11 protein-coding genes are annotated in these 15,160 nt (G+C 67.8%); 4 read left to right on the top strand and 7 right to left on the bottom strand.

Annotation, left to right across the window (positions count from 1 at the left end):
* Window position 1: 1 nt before the first annotated feature.
* Entirely contained in the window at window positions 2-1,018 is a 1,017-nt protein-coding gene (locus OXI49_05125) for an NADP-dependent oxidoreductase (protein ID MDE2689875.1), read from the bottom strand.
* 22 nt (window positions 1,019-1,040) lie between these two features.
* Complete coding sequence (locus OXI49_05130; protein MDE2689876.1) at window positions 1,041-2,354, bottom strand: serine hydrolase; 1,314 nt, start codon at window positions 2,352-2,354, stop codon at window positions 1,041-1,043.
* Between the two features lie 170 nt (window positions 2,355-2,524).
* Here OXI49_05130 and OXI49_05135 point away from each other — a divergent pair, with 170 nt between their 5' ends.
* Window positions 2,525-3,940 carry an Nramp family divalent metal transporter gene (locus OXI49_05135; protein MDE2689877.1) on the top strand — a complete coding sequence of 472 codons (1,416 nt, stop codon included), beginning with the start codon at window positions 2,525-2,527 and terminating at the stop codon, window positions 3,938-3,940.
* Between the two features lie 26 nt (window positions 3,941-3,966).
* Here the strand turns inward: OXI49_05135 and OXI49_05140 are convergent, their stop codons facing one another.
* Together OXI49_05140 and OXI49_05145 are read right to left on the bottom strand one after the other, a co-directional pair.
* A complete protein-coding gene (locus tag OXI49_05140) occupies window positions 3,967-4,962 on the bottom strand; it encodes a ketoacyl-ACP synthase III (protein ID MDE2689878.1) in 996 nt (331 codons plus the stop codon).
* Window positions 4,963-5,053: 91 nt separating this feature from the next.
* The gene (locus OXI49_05145) at window positions 5,054-6,232 is read right to left on the bottom strand and encodes a CaiB/BaiF CoA-transferase family protein (GenBank protein ID MDE2689879.1); all 1,179 of its coding nucleotides are present in this window, start codon (window positions 6,230-6,232) and stop codon (window positions 5,054-5,056) included.
* A 65-nt stretch (window positions 6,233-6,297) separates the two neighbouring features.
* On the opposite strand from OXI49_05145, the gene OXI49_05150 reads away from it, so the two are divergent.
* Genes OXI49_05150 through OXI49_05160 form a run of 3 tightly spaced genes read left to right on the top strand, consistent with a single transcriptional unit; the run spans window position 6,298 to window position 10,474 of the window.
* The gene (locus OXI49_05150; GenBank protein ID MDE2689880.1) at window positions 6,298-7,956 is read left to right on the top strand and encodes an NAD(P)/FAD-dependent oxidoreductase; all 1,659 of its coding nucleotides are present in this window, start codon (window positions 6,298-6,300) and stop codon (window positions 7,954-7,956) included.
* Window positions 7,953-9,701: a VWA domain-containing protein gene (locus tag OXI49_05155; protein MDE2689881.1), complete on the top strand. Its 1,749-nt coding sequence runs from the start codon at window positions 7,953-7,955 to the stop codon at window positions 9,699-9,701. Before OXI49_05150 ends, OXI49_05155 begins: the two co-directional genes overlap by 4 nt.
* 2 nt (window positions 9,702-9,703) lie before the next feature.
* Window positions 9,704-10,474, top strand: a complete 771-nt coding sequence (locus tag OXI49_05160) for an SDR family oxidoreductase (protein MDE2689882.1) — start codon at window positions 9,704-9,706, stop codon at window positions 10,472-10,474.
* Between the two features lie 15 nt (window positions 10,475-10,489).
* On the opposite strand, the gene OXI49_05165 is transcribed toward OXI49_05160, so the two are convergent.
* The 3 genes from OXI49_05165 to OXI49_05175 all read right to left on the bottom strand — a co-directional run bounded on the left by OXI49_05165 (window position 10,490) and on the right by OXI49_05175 (window position 15,143).
* Window positions 10,490-10,900, bottom strand: coding sequence for a DoxX family protein (locus tag OXI49_05165; protein MDE2689883.1), 411 nt, complete (start codon window positions 10,898-10,900; stop codon window positions 10,490-10,492).
* Window positions 10,901-10,936: 36 nt separating this feature from the next.
* On the bottom strand, window positions 10,937-11,752 hold the full coding sequence (locus OXI49_05170; GenBank protein MDE2689884.1) for a hypothetical protein: 816 nt from the start codon (window positions 11,750-11,752) through the stop codon (window positions 10,937-10,939).
* 67 nt (window positions 11,753-11,819) lie between these two features.
* On the bottom strand, window positions 11,820-15,143 hold the full coding sequence (locus OXI49_05175) for a PDZ domain-containing protein (GenBank protein MDE2689885.1): 3,324 nt from the start codon (window positions 15,141-15,143) through the stop codon (window positions 11,820-11,822).
* Window positions 15,144-15,160 lie beyond the last annotated feature (17 nt).

Here is a 15,160-nt window from a genome sequence, read left to right on the forward strand (position 1 = left end):
GCTACGCCGTCGGGTCGTCGCTGATCTGGACCACCATCTTGCCGGTGTTCTCGCCGCGGAAGAGGCCCATGAACGCCTCCGGGGCGTTCTCGAGGCCGGCGACGATCGTCTCGCGGTAGACGACCTTGCCCTCGGCGATCCAGCCGGCGACGTCGCGGACGAAGTCGGCGCGGCGGTCCATGTGGTCGGAGACGATGAAGCCCTGCATCCTGAGGCGCTTCGGAATGATCGAGATGAGGGTCCGCGGTCCCGGACGCGGCTCCTCGTCGTTGTAGTGGGCGATCATTCCGCACACCGGAATCCGGCCGAACATGTTCATGTGCAGGAGGACGGCCTCGAGCATCGGTCCGCCGACGTTCTCGAAGTAGACGTCGATGCCGTCGGGGCAGGTCTCGCCGAGACAGTGGTTCAGGTCGTCGTGGTAGTCGAAGGCGGCGTCGTAACCGAGGTCGGAGACCAGGTGGTCGACCTTGTCCTGCGACCCGGCACTACCCACGGCGCGGCAGCCCTTGATCCTGGCGATCTGGCCGACCAGGCTGCCGACCGCGCCGGCGGCGGCCGACACGAACACGGTCTCGCCCTCCTTCGGTTCGCCGAGGTCCAGCAGGCCGACATAGGCGGTCATCCCTGGCATGCCGAGCACGCCCAGGAAGGCCGACAGCGGTGCGCCGTGGGTATCGAGCTTCTGGAGCTCGGTCGCGTGGGCGGCGAAGTGGCTGCGCCAGCCGAAGCGGCTCGAGACGAGATCGCCGGGCGAGAAGGCGTCCGTGTTCGACTCCTCGACGATGCCAACAGCGCCGCCGTCGAGCGCCTTGCCGATCGCGAACGGCGGCGTGTAGGACTTGATGTCCCGCATGCGGCCTCGCATGTACGGGTCGACCGACATGTAGACGTTGCGCACCAGCGCCTGACCGGGGCCCGCGGTCGGCATCCCGGCCTCGGCAAGTTCGAAGTTCGCCGCCTCTGGTTCGCCGGCGGGGCGCGAAGCGAGGCGGATTTCCAGGCTGCGGTCGGACATCGTTCGTCGTGCTCCGGAAGGGTCAGTCGATGATCGCCTGGTAGGCGAGGTTGCGGAACTCCGTGCCATAGGTCAGGCCACCGTGGGGGAGGATCTGGATCATGAACACCGCGACCATCTCCTCGTCGGGGTCGATCCAGAAGCGGGTGCCCGCGGCGCCGCCCCAACTGTAGTCACCCGGCGAGCCGAGGGCACCGTTGTGGCCGGGGTGCTCGTTGACGCGGAAGGTAAGGCCGAAGCCGTCGCCCGGTCCCAGGAGCTGGCCGGCGCGCGGCATGTCGCCGATGTGGTCGCTGCTCAGCAGCTTGACCGACTTCGGGCTCAGCATCTGGCCGCCGTCGTAGCGGCCGCCGTCGAGCAGCATCTGGATCATCCGGTAGTAGTCGGTGGTCGTCGAAACGAGTCCGGCGCCACCGTAGAAGATCTTCGGCTTCTTGAGGTAGGAGTCCTGGGGGGGCGCCGTGGAGCGCTTGACCGTGCCGTCGCCGGCCTCGCGGTCCGGCGTGTAGAGCACCGCCAGCCGGTCCTCCGTGCCCGGGCGGACGTAGAACGCGGTGTCCTTCATCCCGAGCGGCTTGAAGATCTCGTCCTCCAGGAACACGTCGAAGGTCTTGCCCGAGATGACCTCGACCAGGCGTCCCAGCACGTCCATGCCGTAGCCGTAGCGCCACACGGTGCCGGGATGGTCGTGCAGCGGCGCCTGGCCCAGCTTGTCGACGAACTCCTCGAGAGTCTGGTCGCGGCTGCCGACCCCGAGTTCGGCGTAGTACATGCCGCCGCCCGCGTTGCGCGGACCGCCGTAGCTGATTCCCTCGGTATGGGTCAGCAGGTCCTGGACGGTCATGTCGCGGTTCGCGGGAACGAGTTCCATGCGCGGATCGCCGGTACCCGGATCGACGCTCCATTCGGTGACCTCCAGGTCGCCGAGGGCCGGAATCCAGCGCGAGGCGGGCGTTCGCAGGGGGAAGCCGTACTTCTCGTGGAGGATCATCACGGCGACGCCGGTCACCGCCTTGGACATCGAGTAGATGCGGAAGAGCGCGTCCTTTGGCATCGGATCCTTCGTCTCGAGGTCGCGATAGCCGTAGGTGTTGAAGTACGCGATCTCTCCGCGGCGGGCGATCAGACCGGTGGCGCCGGCGATCCTGCCCGCCTCGACGTAGCCGTTCATCGCTGCGTCGATGCGGGCGAGCCGCTCGGTCGAGAGGCCGACCTGCTCCGGCTTCGAGACGGTGACCTCCGGGTCGGCGGCGCCCAGCGGCGCCGCGGCTGCCAGGATCAGGGCGAGCAGCGCTGCGATCGCAGGCCGCCAGGGTGAGAGCATCCGTCGCTTCATCGTCTTCTCCTCGTACGTTGGTCTTGAGGTGGGGCCGATCGTAGCGTCCGGCGGGCCGCCGTGCGAGCCGGAGCCTGCGTTCGCGCTGCTACAGTGCCCTCGACTCCGTCATTCCGTAGAACCGCAAGAGCTGGTGGGCGGCTCGGCCCGTGCCGGCTGGAGGGCACCACATGCCGGTACCGATCCCACCCCTGCGCGAGGAAAACCTGCCCGAGCGCAAGCTGTCTTTCTGGCAACTTGCCGGGCCGGGCGCGATCATGATCGGCCTCGCGATCGGTGCCGGGGAACTGGCCGTGTGGCCCTGGGTGACGGCCAAGTTCGGCGCGGTGATGATCTGGGCGGCGGCGCTTGGCGTCTTCCTGCAGCTCTGGATCAACATCGAGATCGGCCGCTGGGCGGTGGTCACCGGCGAACACCCGTACACCTCCTACGCGCGGATGTCGATGGGAGTCATCTACGCCTTCCTGTCGCTCGGTTTCGTGGGACTGTTCCTGCCGGGTTGGGCGCGGATGTCGGGCGCGGCGCTCAAGGCGCTCTTCTTCGGGCCGGACGGACCGGGTCCGGAGTGGTTCTGGACCGCCGTCACGTTCGGCCTCATCGCACTGATCCTGTTCGGCCCCAAGCAGATGTACAAGGCGGTCGAACGGGCGATCGGGATCATGGTGCTGGTCATCACGATCGGGCTGATCTACGTCGCGTTCTCCGTCGGCACCTGGGATGCGATCAAGGAGATGGGGCGGGGACTCGTCAACTTCGGCCACATCGAACTCGACGACCAGTTCACCTTTGCCCGCTTCTTCGGCGCGGTCGTGTTTGCCGGCATCGGCGGCGCCGGCAACCTCTGGTACGCCTTCTACCTGCGGGACAAGAACATCGGCATGGGCGGCCGCATCCCGGTGCTGGCGAACCCGCTGCGTGTGCACGAGACGGCCGAGGTCCAGACGGGCTTCCGCTACCACGAGACGCCGGAGAACGCGAGCCGGTTCAGGCGCTGGATGCGCTACGTCATCCAGGACCAGGTCATCTTCTTCTGGCTGGGCAACACCTTCACGATGTTCCTCTTCATGTTCGGGGCGCTGACCGTCCTCCGCCCCGCGGGCATCGTTCCCGAGGAGGGCCAGATCGTCTGGGACATGTCGGTCATTCTGGAGACGAGCCTCGGCACGCCCGGCCGCTACGTGTTCCTGCTGATCGGCATGGCCGCGCTGTTCAGCTCCCAGCTCGGCGCCGTCGACGGCGGCGCCCGCACCTGGTCCTACCTGCTCGGCTCCATGTTCAAGTTCGGCCAGAAGCGGACCCAGAGCCAGTGGTACCTGACCTTCGCGATCATGTTCATGGTCGCCGGCACCGTCTCGACCGCCTTCTTCGAACTCTCGGGCGTCTCGGCGCTCGGCTTCATCTTCAACTCCGCCCTGCTGGGCGGCTTCGCGATGGCGATCTACGTCCCGCTGACGCTCTACGTCAACCTGACGAAGCTGCCGAAGTCCGCCCGGCCGAAGGCGCTCAACATCGTGATGATGCTGATCGCTTCCGCGGTCTACGTGTCCTTCACCCTGTTCACGATCTGGGGTCTGATCTTCGGGTGATGTGAGCCCGGTGTTCCCGGGAACCCTCAGCCGGTGAACCGGAGCAGGGCCGCGCCCCAGTGGAAGCCGGCGCCGAAGGAGGTCAGCAGTACCAGGTCGCCCGGCGAGATGCGGCCCTTGCTGTGCGCTTCCCACAGCGCCAGGGGAACCGATGCCGAGCCCGTGTTCCCGTACTCCTGGAGGTTCGTGTACACCTTCTCCATTGGCACGGACAGGTTCTTCGCGACCGCCTGGACGATGCGCAGGTTCGCCTGGTGGGGCACGATCATTGCCACGTCCTCGAGCTTCGCGCCCACGGCTTCCAGCACGTCGAGGCCAACCTCCGACATGCGATGGACGGCGTGACGGAACACCGCCCTGCCTTCCATGATGAGCTTCAGATGCTCTTCCTTCTGTGCGTACTCGAGGCTGAACGGCTTGCGGGTGCCACCGATCTCCAGAGTCAGAATGCTCCACTGGCTGCCGTCGGTGCCGGTTTTGGCGCCGAGGATCTCGGCCATCTGCGGTCCGCGCTCGACGATCACACCGGCCGCGGCGTCGCCGAACAGTACGCACGTCTCGCGGATCTTCCAGCTCACCAGGCGCGTGATCAGCTCGACCCCGATGACGAGCACCCGGCGGGTGCCGGTCAGCACCCGCGAACGCGCGACGTCCATTGCCTGCACGAAGCCGGCGCAGCCGCTGCCCCCCAGATCGTAGGAAGGCACCTGGCGAGCCCCGAGCTTGCGCTGGACGAAGGAGGCTGTATCCGGCGTGTAGACCTCAGGAGTATCCGTGGCGACGATGATCTCGTCGATCTCTTCCGGGCCGATCCCGCGGCTTTCGAGGGCCGATCTGGCGGCGGCCGTTGCCATGTCGGCGGTGGATTCGTCCTCGGCGGCTACGCGACGGCGGTGGATGCCGGTGCGTTCCACGATCCACTCATCGGAAGTGTCTACGTACCGGGTCCAGTCCTCGTTCGTCATCACGTGCTCCGGCACGTAGCCGCCGAAGCCGCTGATTCCTACGGCCGTGTTTGTCAAGTGGTCTCCTAGGGGCGTGGGATCGCCGGGGTGGTGTTTCCACCGTACCACCGCTTGACCACCGGGTCGCAGGCGTCCGGTGGAATCGGCGTCAGTCCTCGTCCCCCAGGAGTTCCGCGATCACCTCGTCCGTGTCGGCGCCGCAGACAGGTGGGGACCGCCGGTAGCTCACCGGCGTCTCGGACATTCTGATCGGGTTGGCGACCAGCCGGACGCTGCCGCTGCCCGCCAGCGGATGCGGCACGTCGATCGTCATGCCGCGGGCCTCCGCCTGGTCCGAGGCCAGCGCCTCCTCGAGGTCGTGGATCGGGCCGCCCGGGACGCCGCGGGCTTCCAGGCCGGCCAGCACCTCGGCGCTGGTCAGCTTGCGCACTAGGCCCGACAGCCGGGCTACCAGTTCGTCCCGGTGGGCGAGCCGGCCGGCGTTCGTCCGGTAGCGGTCGTCCGACGCCAGTTCCGGGGCGCCGAGGAGTTCGCAGAATCGCTCGTACTGGGCGTCGTTGCCGACCGCGACGATCACGTGGCCGTCCGCGGTCTCGAACACGCCGTAGGGAACGATGTTCGGGTGCTCGTTGCCGCGCCGCTCCGGCACCTCGCCGGAGATCAGGTAGTTCGATCCCTCGTTGACCAGCCAGGCCAACTGGGCATCGACCAGGGCGACGTCGATGTGCTGGCCCCGACCGGTCCGGTCTCGGTGCCGCAGGGCCGCCAGGATCGCGGTCGCCGCGTACATTCCGCACATGATGTCGGCGATGCCGACGCCGACCTTCATCGGTTCGCCGTCCGGCGCGCCGGTGAGGCTCATGATGCCGCCGTAGCCCTGTGCCAGCAGGTCGTAGCCGGCGCGGTGCGCGTTCGGTCCGGTCTGGCCGAAGCCGGTGATCGAGCAGTAGACGAGTCCCGGCAGCTCGTCCTTGAGGTCGTCGTAGCCGAGGCCGTAGCGGCTGAGCGCGCCGACCTTGAAGTTCTCGATCAGGACATCGCAGCGAGCGGCAATGCGTCGCGCGAGGCCGGTGCCCTCGGCGGTCGCGAGATCGATCGCCACCGAGCGCTTGTTCCGGTTGGCGCAGAGGTAGTAGGCGCTCTCGCTCGTGTCCTCGCCGTTCGCGTCCTTCACGAAGGGCGGACCCCAGGACCGCGTGTCGTCGCCGCGCCCCGGCCGTTCGATCTTGATCACGTCCGCGCCGAGGTCGCCGAGCAGTTGGGTACAGGTCGGCCCGGCCAGAATACGGGTCAGGTCGAGGATCCGGAGTCCGTCGAGGGCGGGCATGGCTACGGCGCGTCCGCCGGTCGGCGCCGGACGCGGACGGCTCCGTAGCATACGATCCTCTCTCCATGCGGAAGTTCGATGTCGTCGTCGTGGGGGCCGGTTTCGCGGGCCTCTACATGATTCATCGCCTGCGGTCGCTCGGCTTCACCGTGCTGGCGTTCGAGGCCGGCGACGGGGTGGGCGGCACCTGGCACTGGAACCGCTATCCGGGCGCCCGCTGCGATGTCGAGAGCCTGGAGTACTCGTACCAGTTCTCGGAAGAACTCCAGCAGGAGTGGTCGTGGGCCGAACGTTACGCCGGCCAGCCCGAGATCCTGCGCTACGTCAACCACGTGGCGGACCGCTTCGACCTGCGACGCGAAATCGAGTTCAACCGCCGGGTCGTCTCCGCCCGCTTCGAGGAGGAGGACTCCCGCTGGCGGATCGAGGTCGCGCCGCCGGACGAAGCGGTGGCCGGGCCCTTCGACGGCGACGGTGCCGGCCGGAGCAGCGGCAAGGGCGCCGGGAACGAGACGGTCTTCGCCCGCTTCGTCGTGATGGCCACGGGTTGCCTGTCGGCGGCGAACCTGCCCGACTTCGACGGCATCGAGGACTTCGCGGGCGAGAAGTACCACACCGGCGCCTGGCCCCACGAAGGCGTCGACTTCACCGGCCTCAGGGTAGGCGTCGTCGGTACGGGATCGTCGGCGATCCAGGCGATTCCCGTGATCGCCGGCGAGGCGGCCCACCTCACCGTCTTTCAGCGCACGCCGAACTACTCGATTCCGGCGCACAACGGCGTGATGGACCGGGAACGCGAGGCGGAGGTCAAGGCCGAGTATCCTGCTTTCCGGGCACGCAACAGGCAGATGCCGGCCGGGCTCGGCGCCGACATGAACCTGATGCACGACGAGTTCGCGGAGGTATCCCCGGAGGAACGGCGGCGGCGCCTGGAAGAGCGCTGGGAGTACGGCGGCTTCTCGTTCATGGGCTCCTTCGCCGACATGCTGATGAGCCAGGAGGCGAACGACGCCGCCGCCGCGTTCGTGCGCGAGAAGATCCGGGGCATCGTCGACGATCCCGGGGTTGCCGATCTGCTGAGCCCGGACAACGTGATCGGCTGCAAGCGGATCTGCCTCGACAGCGGCTACTTCGAGACGTTCAACCGGCCCAACGTCACCCTGGTCGACGTCAGCTCCGCGCCGATCGAGAAGATCACGAAGACGGGGCTCCGCACCGGCGGCCGGGACGTCGAGCTGGACGCGATTGTCTTCGCGACCGGCTTCGACGCGATGACCGGTGCGCTCGCCCGCATCGACATCCGCGGCCGCGGCGGCCGGACCCTGCGCTCGAAGTGGGAAGACGGCCCCCGCGCCTACCTCGGTCTTGGCGTGGCGGGATTCCCTAACCTGTTCGTGATCACTGGCCCCGGGAGCCCTTCCGTGCTCTCCAACATGCTGCCGTCGATCGAGCAGCACGTGGACTGGATCGCCGACTGCGTGGCCTGGATGCGGGATCGCGGACACGCGGCGATCGAAGCGACGCCGGAGGCCGAGGACGAGTGGGTCGCTCACGTCGGCGAGGTCGCCGCCGCGACTCTCTATCCCACCTGCAACTCCTGGTATCTGGGGGCCAACGTGCCGGGCAAGCCGCGAGTATTCATGCCCTACCTGGGCTTTCCTCCCTACGTGGAGAAGTGCGACGCCGTCGCAGCCAACGACTATGAGGGGTTCGAATTGTCATGAAGTGCAGAACCTGCCTCGTTCCTGTTTCCGTGCTGGCACTCCTGGTCGCGGTGCCGGCCGTCACCGCCCAGCAACAGACTGAGCCCACAGCCGGCGCCATCCAGGAGACCGTCGACGTCGAGATCGTGAACATCGACGTCCACGTCACCGATCGGCGGGGCGCGCCGGTCACCGGCCTCGAACTCTCCAACTTCCAGGTGTTCGAGAACGGCGAACGGGTCCAGCCCGTCAACTTCTACGAGGTCGTCCGCGAAGACCCGGACGCCGACGCGCCGATCTGGCTCGTCCTCTACTTCGATCAGCACAACATGCTGTCCCCGAACCGCGACCGGGCGCTGACGGAGCTGGAGGTCGACCTGCCGACCGTGCTGGAGGATCGCCGCGTACGGATCATGATCGCCGCGCACGATCAGGAGCCGCGGGTAGTCCAGGGCTTCACCCGGAACTGGGGGGCGATCCGGACCGCCCTTAACGGTCTGAAGGGTCAGCAGACGGTCGGAGACCAGAGGGACGGCCTCCGGCAGAGCGCTCAGCTCTCCGTCACGGACATCTTCCACCGGATGCGCAGCCGAGATCGGCTCGACCGCCAGAACGCGGGCCTCGCGATCGACGCCCTGCTGGGCGAGATGAGGACGTACGCCCGCGAGGTCTACAACGACTCCGAGGCCAGCTTCGAAGCGCTCGGGAACTTCGTGCGCACGCTGGCCTGGCTCGAGGGCCGCAAGGCGCTCGTCTTCGTCTCCGACGGCGTGGCCGAGCGACCCCTGGGCACGCTGATGGAGCACATCCAGGACCTGCTCACCGGTGGCGCCAGCGATGCCGGCGCGCTGGTCGAGAGGGCGGGCGGCGGCCAGGCCGGCGGTGCGCCGGGCACGGGCGGCCCGTTCGACCGCGATGCGAGCATGGAGGTGGGCCGCCTGCAGCAGGAGGTGGAGCAGTTCCGGGCGACCGCGACGATTCAGGCCATCGTCGCCGAGGCGAACACTTACGGTGTCACGCTGTTCGCGGCGAAGCCGCCGCCGGGCGACGCCGCGACGAGCGCCAGGCGCTCCAAGGGCCGCGGCGCGCTGATGGAGGTCTCGGACCGCCGGGAAGCGCTGCACAACCTGGCCGAAGGAACCGGCGGATTCGGTCGCACCGGCGGGGGAAACCTGACCGGGGTGCTGGCCCAGGCCGTCGGTGGTATGCAGTCGTACTACTCGCTCGGGCTCTCGTCGGAGAACAAGGTCGAGGGCGAGTTCACGTCGATCGAGGTAAGGGTGCGCGGAGTGAGGGGCGCGTCGGCCGACTACCGCCGGAGCTACGTCAAGAAGGGGGTCCGCTCGCGCATTTCGGAGCGGGCGCTGGCGGCCGCGTACGTCGGTGAGAGCGACAACCCGCACCGGATGGAGGTCAACGTCGACGCGATCATGCCCGTCGAAGGCGAGGACCTCTACGACGTGCAGATGTGGATCGAGTTTCCGATCAGGAGTGTGCAACTCGTCGAGATCGACGGCGTTCACCGGTCCGCTACGCGACTGGTCGTCGTGGCCATGGACGACGACGACGAGTTGACCGCGGCGCAGCACCTGGAAGTGCCGCTCGAGATACCCGCGGAAGCGCTCGCGAACGCACTGGAAAGCCACTACCGGGCCGGCCTGAGAATCCGTCTGCCCGAGGGTCGCCAGCGAATCGCGCTCGGTCTCTGGGACCAGACGGCGCGGTCCGGATCCGTACTGACCGACGCCTTGACCGTGGGGGGATAGCGATGAAGAACCTGTTCGACGTGTCCGGCAAGGTGGCGGTGGTCACCGGGGGTTCCCGAGGTATCGGGGCGATGATCGCCCGCGGTTACGTCGAGAACGGAGTGCGCACCTACATCAGCTCCCGGAAAGCTGCAGTCTGCGACGCGATGGCCGAGGAGTTGTCCGTCCACGGCGAGTGCGTCTCGTTGCCGAACGACCTGTCGACGATCGAAGGGGTGGAGCGTTTCTGCGCCGAGCTGCGGGAGCGCGAGGACCGGCTGCACATCCTCGTGAACAACGCCGGCGCCGCCTGGGGAGCGCCGCTCGAGGAGTTCCCTGAGTCCGGCTGGGACAAGGTGATGGACATCAACCTGAAGGGCCCCTTCTACCTGACCGTCAAGCTGCTCCCCGAGCTGCGCGCCGCGGCCACGGAAGATGACCCGGCGCGGGTGATCAACATCGCCTCGATCGACGGCCTGCACGTGAACCCGCAGGAGCACTATCCCTACAGCGCCAGCAAGGCCGGCATGATCCACCTGACCCGGGCCCTCGCCCGGCGCCTCGCGCCCGAGGACATCACGGTGAACGCCGTCTGTCCGGGCCCGTTCGAAAGCAAGATGATGGAGTACAACCTGCGGAAGTTCGGCGACGAGATCCGCGCCCGCAACCCGCGCAAGCGGATCGGTACGCCGGAGGACATGGCCGGCGTCTCGATCTACCTGGCGTCCCGCGCCGCCGCCTACGTCACCGGCGCCGCCATCCCGGTCGACGGCGGCATCTTCGCGGTGAGCTGAGGGCGTCGGTCTGCTTCAGTCCTCGTCGCCGCCGAGGCTGCACATCCCGTTGCCCTTGGCGGCGATGTAAAGGAACACGAAGCAGAAGAGAACGGCGGCTTCGCCCCGATTCACCAGCGGTAGCAGGTAGTGCCAAACGCTGGGGTCCTCGACCGGCCGGAACACATGGCCGATGAAGTAGGCGAAGGCCATCAGGCCGCTGGCGAGGAAGGCGACCGGGCGGGTGAACAGGCCGACCATGATCAGTGCGCCGCCGATCAGCTCGATCGGCCCGGCGATGTAGAGGATGAAGCTCGGGGCGCCTTCGGGAGTCGGAAGCGGGAAGCCCAGGAGTTTCTGCGCACCGTGCCAGAGGAAGAGAAAGCCGGCGACGATTCGCATCGCGGCGTAGGTCTGGGGCTGGCAGTTCTTGAGCGCGTCGAACATCGCGTTCCTCCCTGGGCTGTTGGTTGTGGGCCTAGCCTAGCGCCCGGCCCGCTGCCCCAACGGGTTCAGGAGTTCTTCTTCGCGGCAGGCGATCAGCAGGCGGTGGGGCCGGTCCTTGATCAGGCTGCGCTCGAACGGGACGATGCGGAAGGCCCAGTTCCGGAGCGCCGGGAACTCCTCGAAGTTCCGGTGGATCGTGAAGATGCCGACTGTCTGGCGGTGGGAGATCGCCCCGAACTCGCTCCAGAAGTCGGCGAGCGACCAGTGGAAGCCGGCGGCGTAGAACGAGTAGACGAGGTCGTAGGGGCCGGGCAGCGCGTCCAGGCGGTGGTTCAGTTCGTGGGCGTCGAAGATGCGGAAGTTCGCGATGTCGTTGTACTCCAGCACCTGGCGCAGCGTTCCGAGGTCGCCGCAGAAGGAACGGTCGGTGCGTTCTCCACTGCGGGGATAGTCGATCCGTGGGCCGTCGCCGTCGTAGAGGTGGAACTCGGTATCGTCCCAGCCGAGCGCACTCCGGAAGAAGGCGGTCGACCGGCCGAGCCCGCAGCCGATGTCGAGCGCTTTGGCTGGCGGCGCCATCGAGCGAAGAACGGGCTCCGCGGCGTCGAACTCGCCCCAGCAGGATCCGTTCTGGGTGAGTTCCCAGAACGACCGCGAGGACTCTCCGGCTTCGAGGTGGAACTGGGGCGACAGGCGGGAGATCGCCGTCACCATCTCCGCCGTCATCGGCGGAGACCGGAAGTGCCGTTCGCGGTGCCTGAAGCGCGGACGGATGTCGGCTGCGGAGAGTTCGCGTCCGGTGCGCTTGCGCCACTCGGCGCGCAGGCGAGGTAGCAGGAAGGAAAGGTCCATTGGATGCTCCGACGCTTCGGCTGTCGGTGCGCCGGCCTTCTGGCCGGCATCCGGCTTGCGCTTCCGGCTAACGACGCACCCGGATCGGGAAGGGCGGTTTCGCGGGTTCGGCGGGCGGGTTCGACTCCAGTTGCTCGAGGACGATCTCGATCGCCTTCTCGAGCTGCGGGTCGCGGCCGGCGATGATGTCCGCGGGCCACTGCTCGACGTCGACGTCGGGCGGCACGCCGACGTTCTCGACCACGAAGCCGTCCTCGGTCCAGATCGCCAGGTTCGGGGCGGTCACGAATCCGCCGTCCATCAGGATGGGGAAGCCGAGCGTGCCGACCAGACCGCCCCAGGTCCGCTTGCCGACCAGGGGGCCGAGGCCGAGCTTGCGGAACATCCAGGGCAGCAGGTCGCCGCCGGAGCCGGCGGTCTCGTCGATGATCATGACCTTCGGCCCGAGGATGGCCGCGCTCGGGGTGCGGAAATCGGCCCCGTAGCGGGTAGCCCAGTGGCTGATGTACGGGCGCCGCAGGTGGTCGATGTAGTAGTCCGCGACCTGGCCGCCGCCGTTGAATCGCTCGTCGACGATCAGGGCCTGCTTGTGGACCTGCGGGAAGAAGTAGCGCTTGAAGTAGGTGTGCCCGAGGGTGGTCGTGTTCGGCACGTAGACGTAGGCCACCCGGCCGTCCGTGGCCTCGTCGACCTTGGCCAGGTTGCCCTCGACCCACTCCCGGTTGCGGAGCGCCGACTCGTTCGGGATCGGGACGACGGAAACGGTGCGCGAGCCGGAACCGTCGGCGTTCGGACCGACCGTGATGTCCGTGATCTTGCCGGCGGTGTTCTCGAAGCGCGCGAAGACGTTGTCCGCAGCTTCGAGGTCGACGCCGTTGACGGCAAGCAGGTACTCGCCGGCGGAAACGGAAACGCCCGGCTCGGTGAGCGGCGCCCGCAGTTCGGGGTTCCAGTTCAGGCCCCCCAGCACGTGGGCGAAACGGTAGCGGCCGTCGGCGATCTCGAAGTCGGCGCCGAGCAGACCCCCGCCCACTCGCTCCGGATCGGCTCGCCGGTCGCCGCCGCCGACGCGGTGGTGGCCGACCGCGATCTCGCTGCACATCCAGCGCAGCACCTTGTTCAGGTCGGCGCGGGTGGCGACGTCGGCCAGGAAGCCGCTGTACTTCTCGGCCATTGCCGGCCAGTCGGCTCCATGCATGCCCGGGTCGTAGAAGTAGTCGCGGTTGATCCGCCAGACCTCGTCGTAGATCTGCCTCCACTCGGCGCGCGGGTCGATGCGGACGGTGAGCTTGTCGACCGCCATGGCGCTTTGCGCCCGGTCGATCTTGCCGCCGGCGTTCGCGATGCCGAAGTCGTTCTGGCCGGCGTAGAGCAGCTTCTTGCCGTCGGCGCTCAGCGAGAAGCCTCCGACGCCGGAGAGCAGCACCGTTTCCTCGCGATCCTCCAGGTTGAAGAGGACGAGATCGCCGCCACCCCCGCCGAACCGGCCCGCGGGCTGCGAGCGGAGGTAGTAGAGCTTGCCTGCTTCGCCGGCTTCCAGGTTGCTGTAGCCGCCGGCCTGGACGGGCAGGGCGAGGATGCGCTGGTTGAGGCCCTCGAAATCGATCTCGACCCGTGGCCCTTCGGCGTCTTCACCGTCGCTGTCGGCTTCCGCTTCGGTGTCGTTGCCTTCCTCGGCCTCCGCGTCGCCTTCGTCGGATTCCACGGCCTCCTCGTCGCTCTCCGCGGCAAGCGGCGATTCGCCGTCCTGGCGCAGGACCGCGAGATAGATCGCGCTCGACAGTTCCATGTCCGCGTTCGACATGGCGAACCAGTGCTTGACCGGTCCGGCGTCGGTCGAGGCGCGGAAGTACAGATAGTCGCCGCTCCGGTCGAAGACGGGTTCGCCGACCTCGCTCAGCCCGTCGGTCACCGGGTGGGATGTCTCTGCTTCCACGTCGTAAACGAACACTTGCTGCATGTAGGAGCGGGTGTTCAACGTGTAGGCGACGTACCGTGAGTCCGGCGCCCAGGAGTGGCCGGGCCGGGGCGGGAAGGAGGGGCCGTAGTAGTACTCGCTCGCCACCTTCGCTACGTCGCCGTCATCGAGATCGATGACGAACAGGGTCATCGAGTTGTCGACGTAGCTGATCTTGTCGCCGTCGGGCGACCACTCGGGGCCGTGGTAGAAGCCGCTGCCGCCGCGTTCGCCGCCCAGCTCGTAGCGGCGGACCTCGCCGCTCTGCTGATCGCGGACGTGGAGTCCGTACTCGCCGCCCTCGTCCGAGAAGAAAGCGATGCTGGCGCCGTCGGGCGACCAGGCCGGGTCGCGCTCGTGGACGCCGGGCGTCCGGGTCAGGTTGCGAGCATCACCCTTCTTGGCCGGCAAGGTCAGCACCTCACCCCGATAGCCGAACGCGGCGCGGGCGCCAGTGGGAGAGATGGACGCGCTGCGGATGTTCTCCGGCCCTTCGACCCAGCGGGACCTGGTCTCGGTCAGGTCGGCCGCCACGCCGATCCGCAGGCGCTCATGCCGATCAGAGGCGGGATCGTAGACGTGCAGGTAGCCGGCCTGCTCGTAGATCACCGTGTCGGTGGAACCCGAGAGATCCTCGACGTGGAAGTCCTCGAAGTCGGAGTGCCGGACGATCTCGCCGCTGCCCGTGTCGAAGGAGAACAGGTTGAACTCGCCATCCCGGTCGGAGCGGAAGAAGACCCGGTTGCCGATCCAGGTCGGGTTCGTGTCGTTGGAGCGGCCTTCGGGCTGGGGGATCGTCTGCACCGAGTGGTCCCCGGTGTCGTAGATCCAGATCCGTGACGTTGTCCCGCCGCGGTAGTTCTTCCACTGCTGGAAGCGCTCGGGCGTCGGGATGTAGGCGATGCGGCGGCCGTCGGACGAAAAGCTGGCGCGCAGCCCGTGCGGGATCGGCAGCTTCGTGGGCAGGCCACCGGTCAGCGGCACGGTGAAGAGCTGGAAGTGGCGGTTCGTGAACATGCTGCGCTGGGAAGCGAACAGCACGGCCGAACCGTCGACGGTGAAGCCCTGGGCCAGATCGGCGCCCGGGTGCCAGGTGAGCCGCGTCGGCTCACCGCCCGCGGCGGGCATGACGAAGACATCGATGTTGCCGTCGTACTCGGCGCTGAACGCCACCAGAGTGCCGTCGGGAGAGAAGCGGGGACCCGTCTCCGTCCCCTCGTGGGAGGTCAGCCGCCGCGGACTGGAGCCGTCGCGGCCGGCGATCCAGAGGTCGCCGGCATAGGCGAACGCCACGTGGTCCGCGCTCACTGCGGGCTGGGACAGCAGTCTCGTGTCCGTGACGTCGATCGCGTGAAGGGCGGGTGCCAGCGTGCCGGTCGCGATGGCGACGATGGCAGGGGTCAGTAAACGGATCCTGTGCGCGGTTGCTTGCATGTCGGTCCCTCGTGTCT

The sequence above is a fragment of the Acidobacteriota bacterium genome, assembly GCA_028875725.1.
Lineage (GTDB): Bacteria > Acidobacteriota > Thermoanaerobaculia > Multivoradales > Multivoraceae > Multivorans.

Excerpts from the sequence above, each read along its gene's own strand:
- OXI49_05135 (MDE2689877.1), top strand. The coding sequence starts at position 2,525 with ATGCCGGTACCGATCCCACCCCTGCGCGAGGAAAACCTGCCCGAGCGC.
- OXI49_05165 (MDE2689883.1), bottom strand. The coding sequence starts at position 10,900 with ATGTTCGACGCGCTCAAGAACTGCCAGCCCCAGACCTACGCCGCGATG.
- OXI49_05145 (MDE2689879.1), bottom strand. The coding sequence starts at position 6,232 with ATGCCCGCCCTCGACGGACTCCGGATCCTCGACCTGACCCGTATTCTG.
- OXI49_05130 (MDE2689876.1), bottom strand. The coding sequence starts at position 2,354 with ATGAAGCGACGGATGCTCTCACCCTGGCGGCCTGCGATCGCAGCGCTG.
- OXI49_05160 (MDE2689882.1), top strand. The coding sequence starts at position 9,704 with ATGAAGAACCTGTTCGACGTGTCCGGCAAGGTGGCGGTGGTCACCGGG.
- OXI49_05170 (MDE2689884.1), bottom strand. The coding sequence starts at position 11,752 with ATGGACCTTTCCTTCCTGCTACCTCGCCTGCGCGCCGAGTGGCGCAAG.
- OXI49_05155 (MDE2689881.1), top strand. The coding sequence starts at position 7,953 with ATGAAGTGCAGAACCTGCCTCGTTCCTGTTTCCGTGCTGGCACTCCTG.
- OXI49_05125 (MDE2689875.1), bottom strand. The coding sequence starts at position 1,018 with ATGTCCGACCGCAGCCTGGAAATCCGCCTCGCTTCGCGCCCCGCCGGC.
- OXI49_05175 (MDE2689885.1), bottom strand. The coding sequence starts at position 15,143 with ATGCAAGCAACCGCGCACAGGATCCGTTTACTGACCCCTGCCATCGTC.
- OXI49_05150 (MDE2689880.1), top strand. The coding sequence starts at position 6,298 with ATGCGGAAGTTCGATGTCGTCGTCGTGGGGGCCGGTTTCGCGGGCCTC.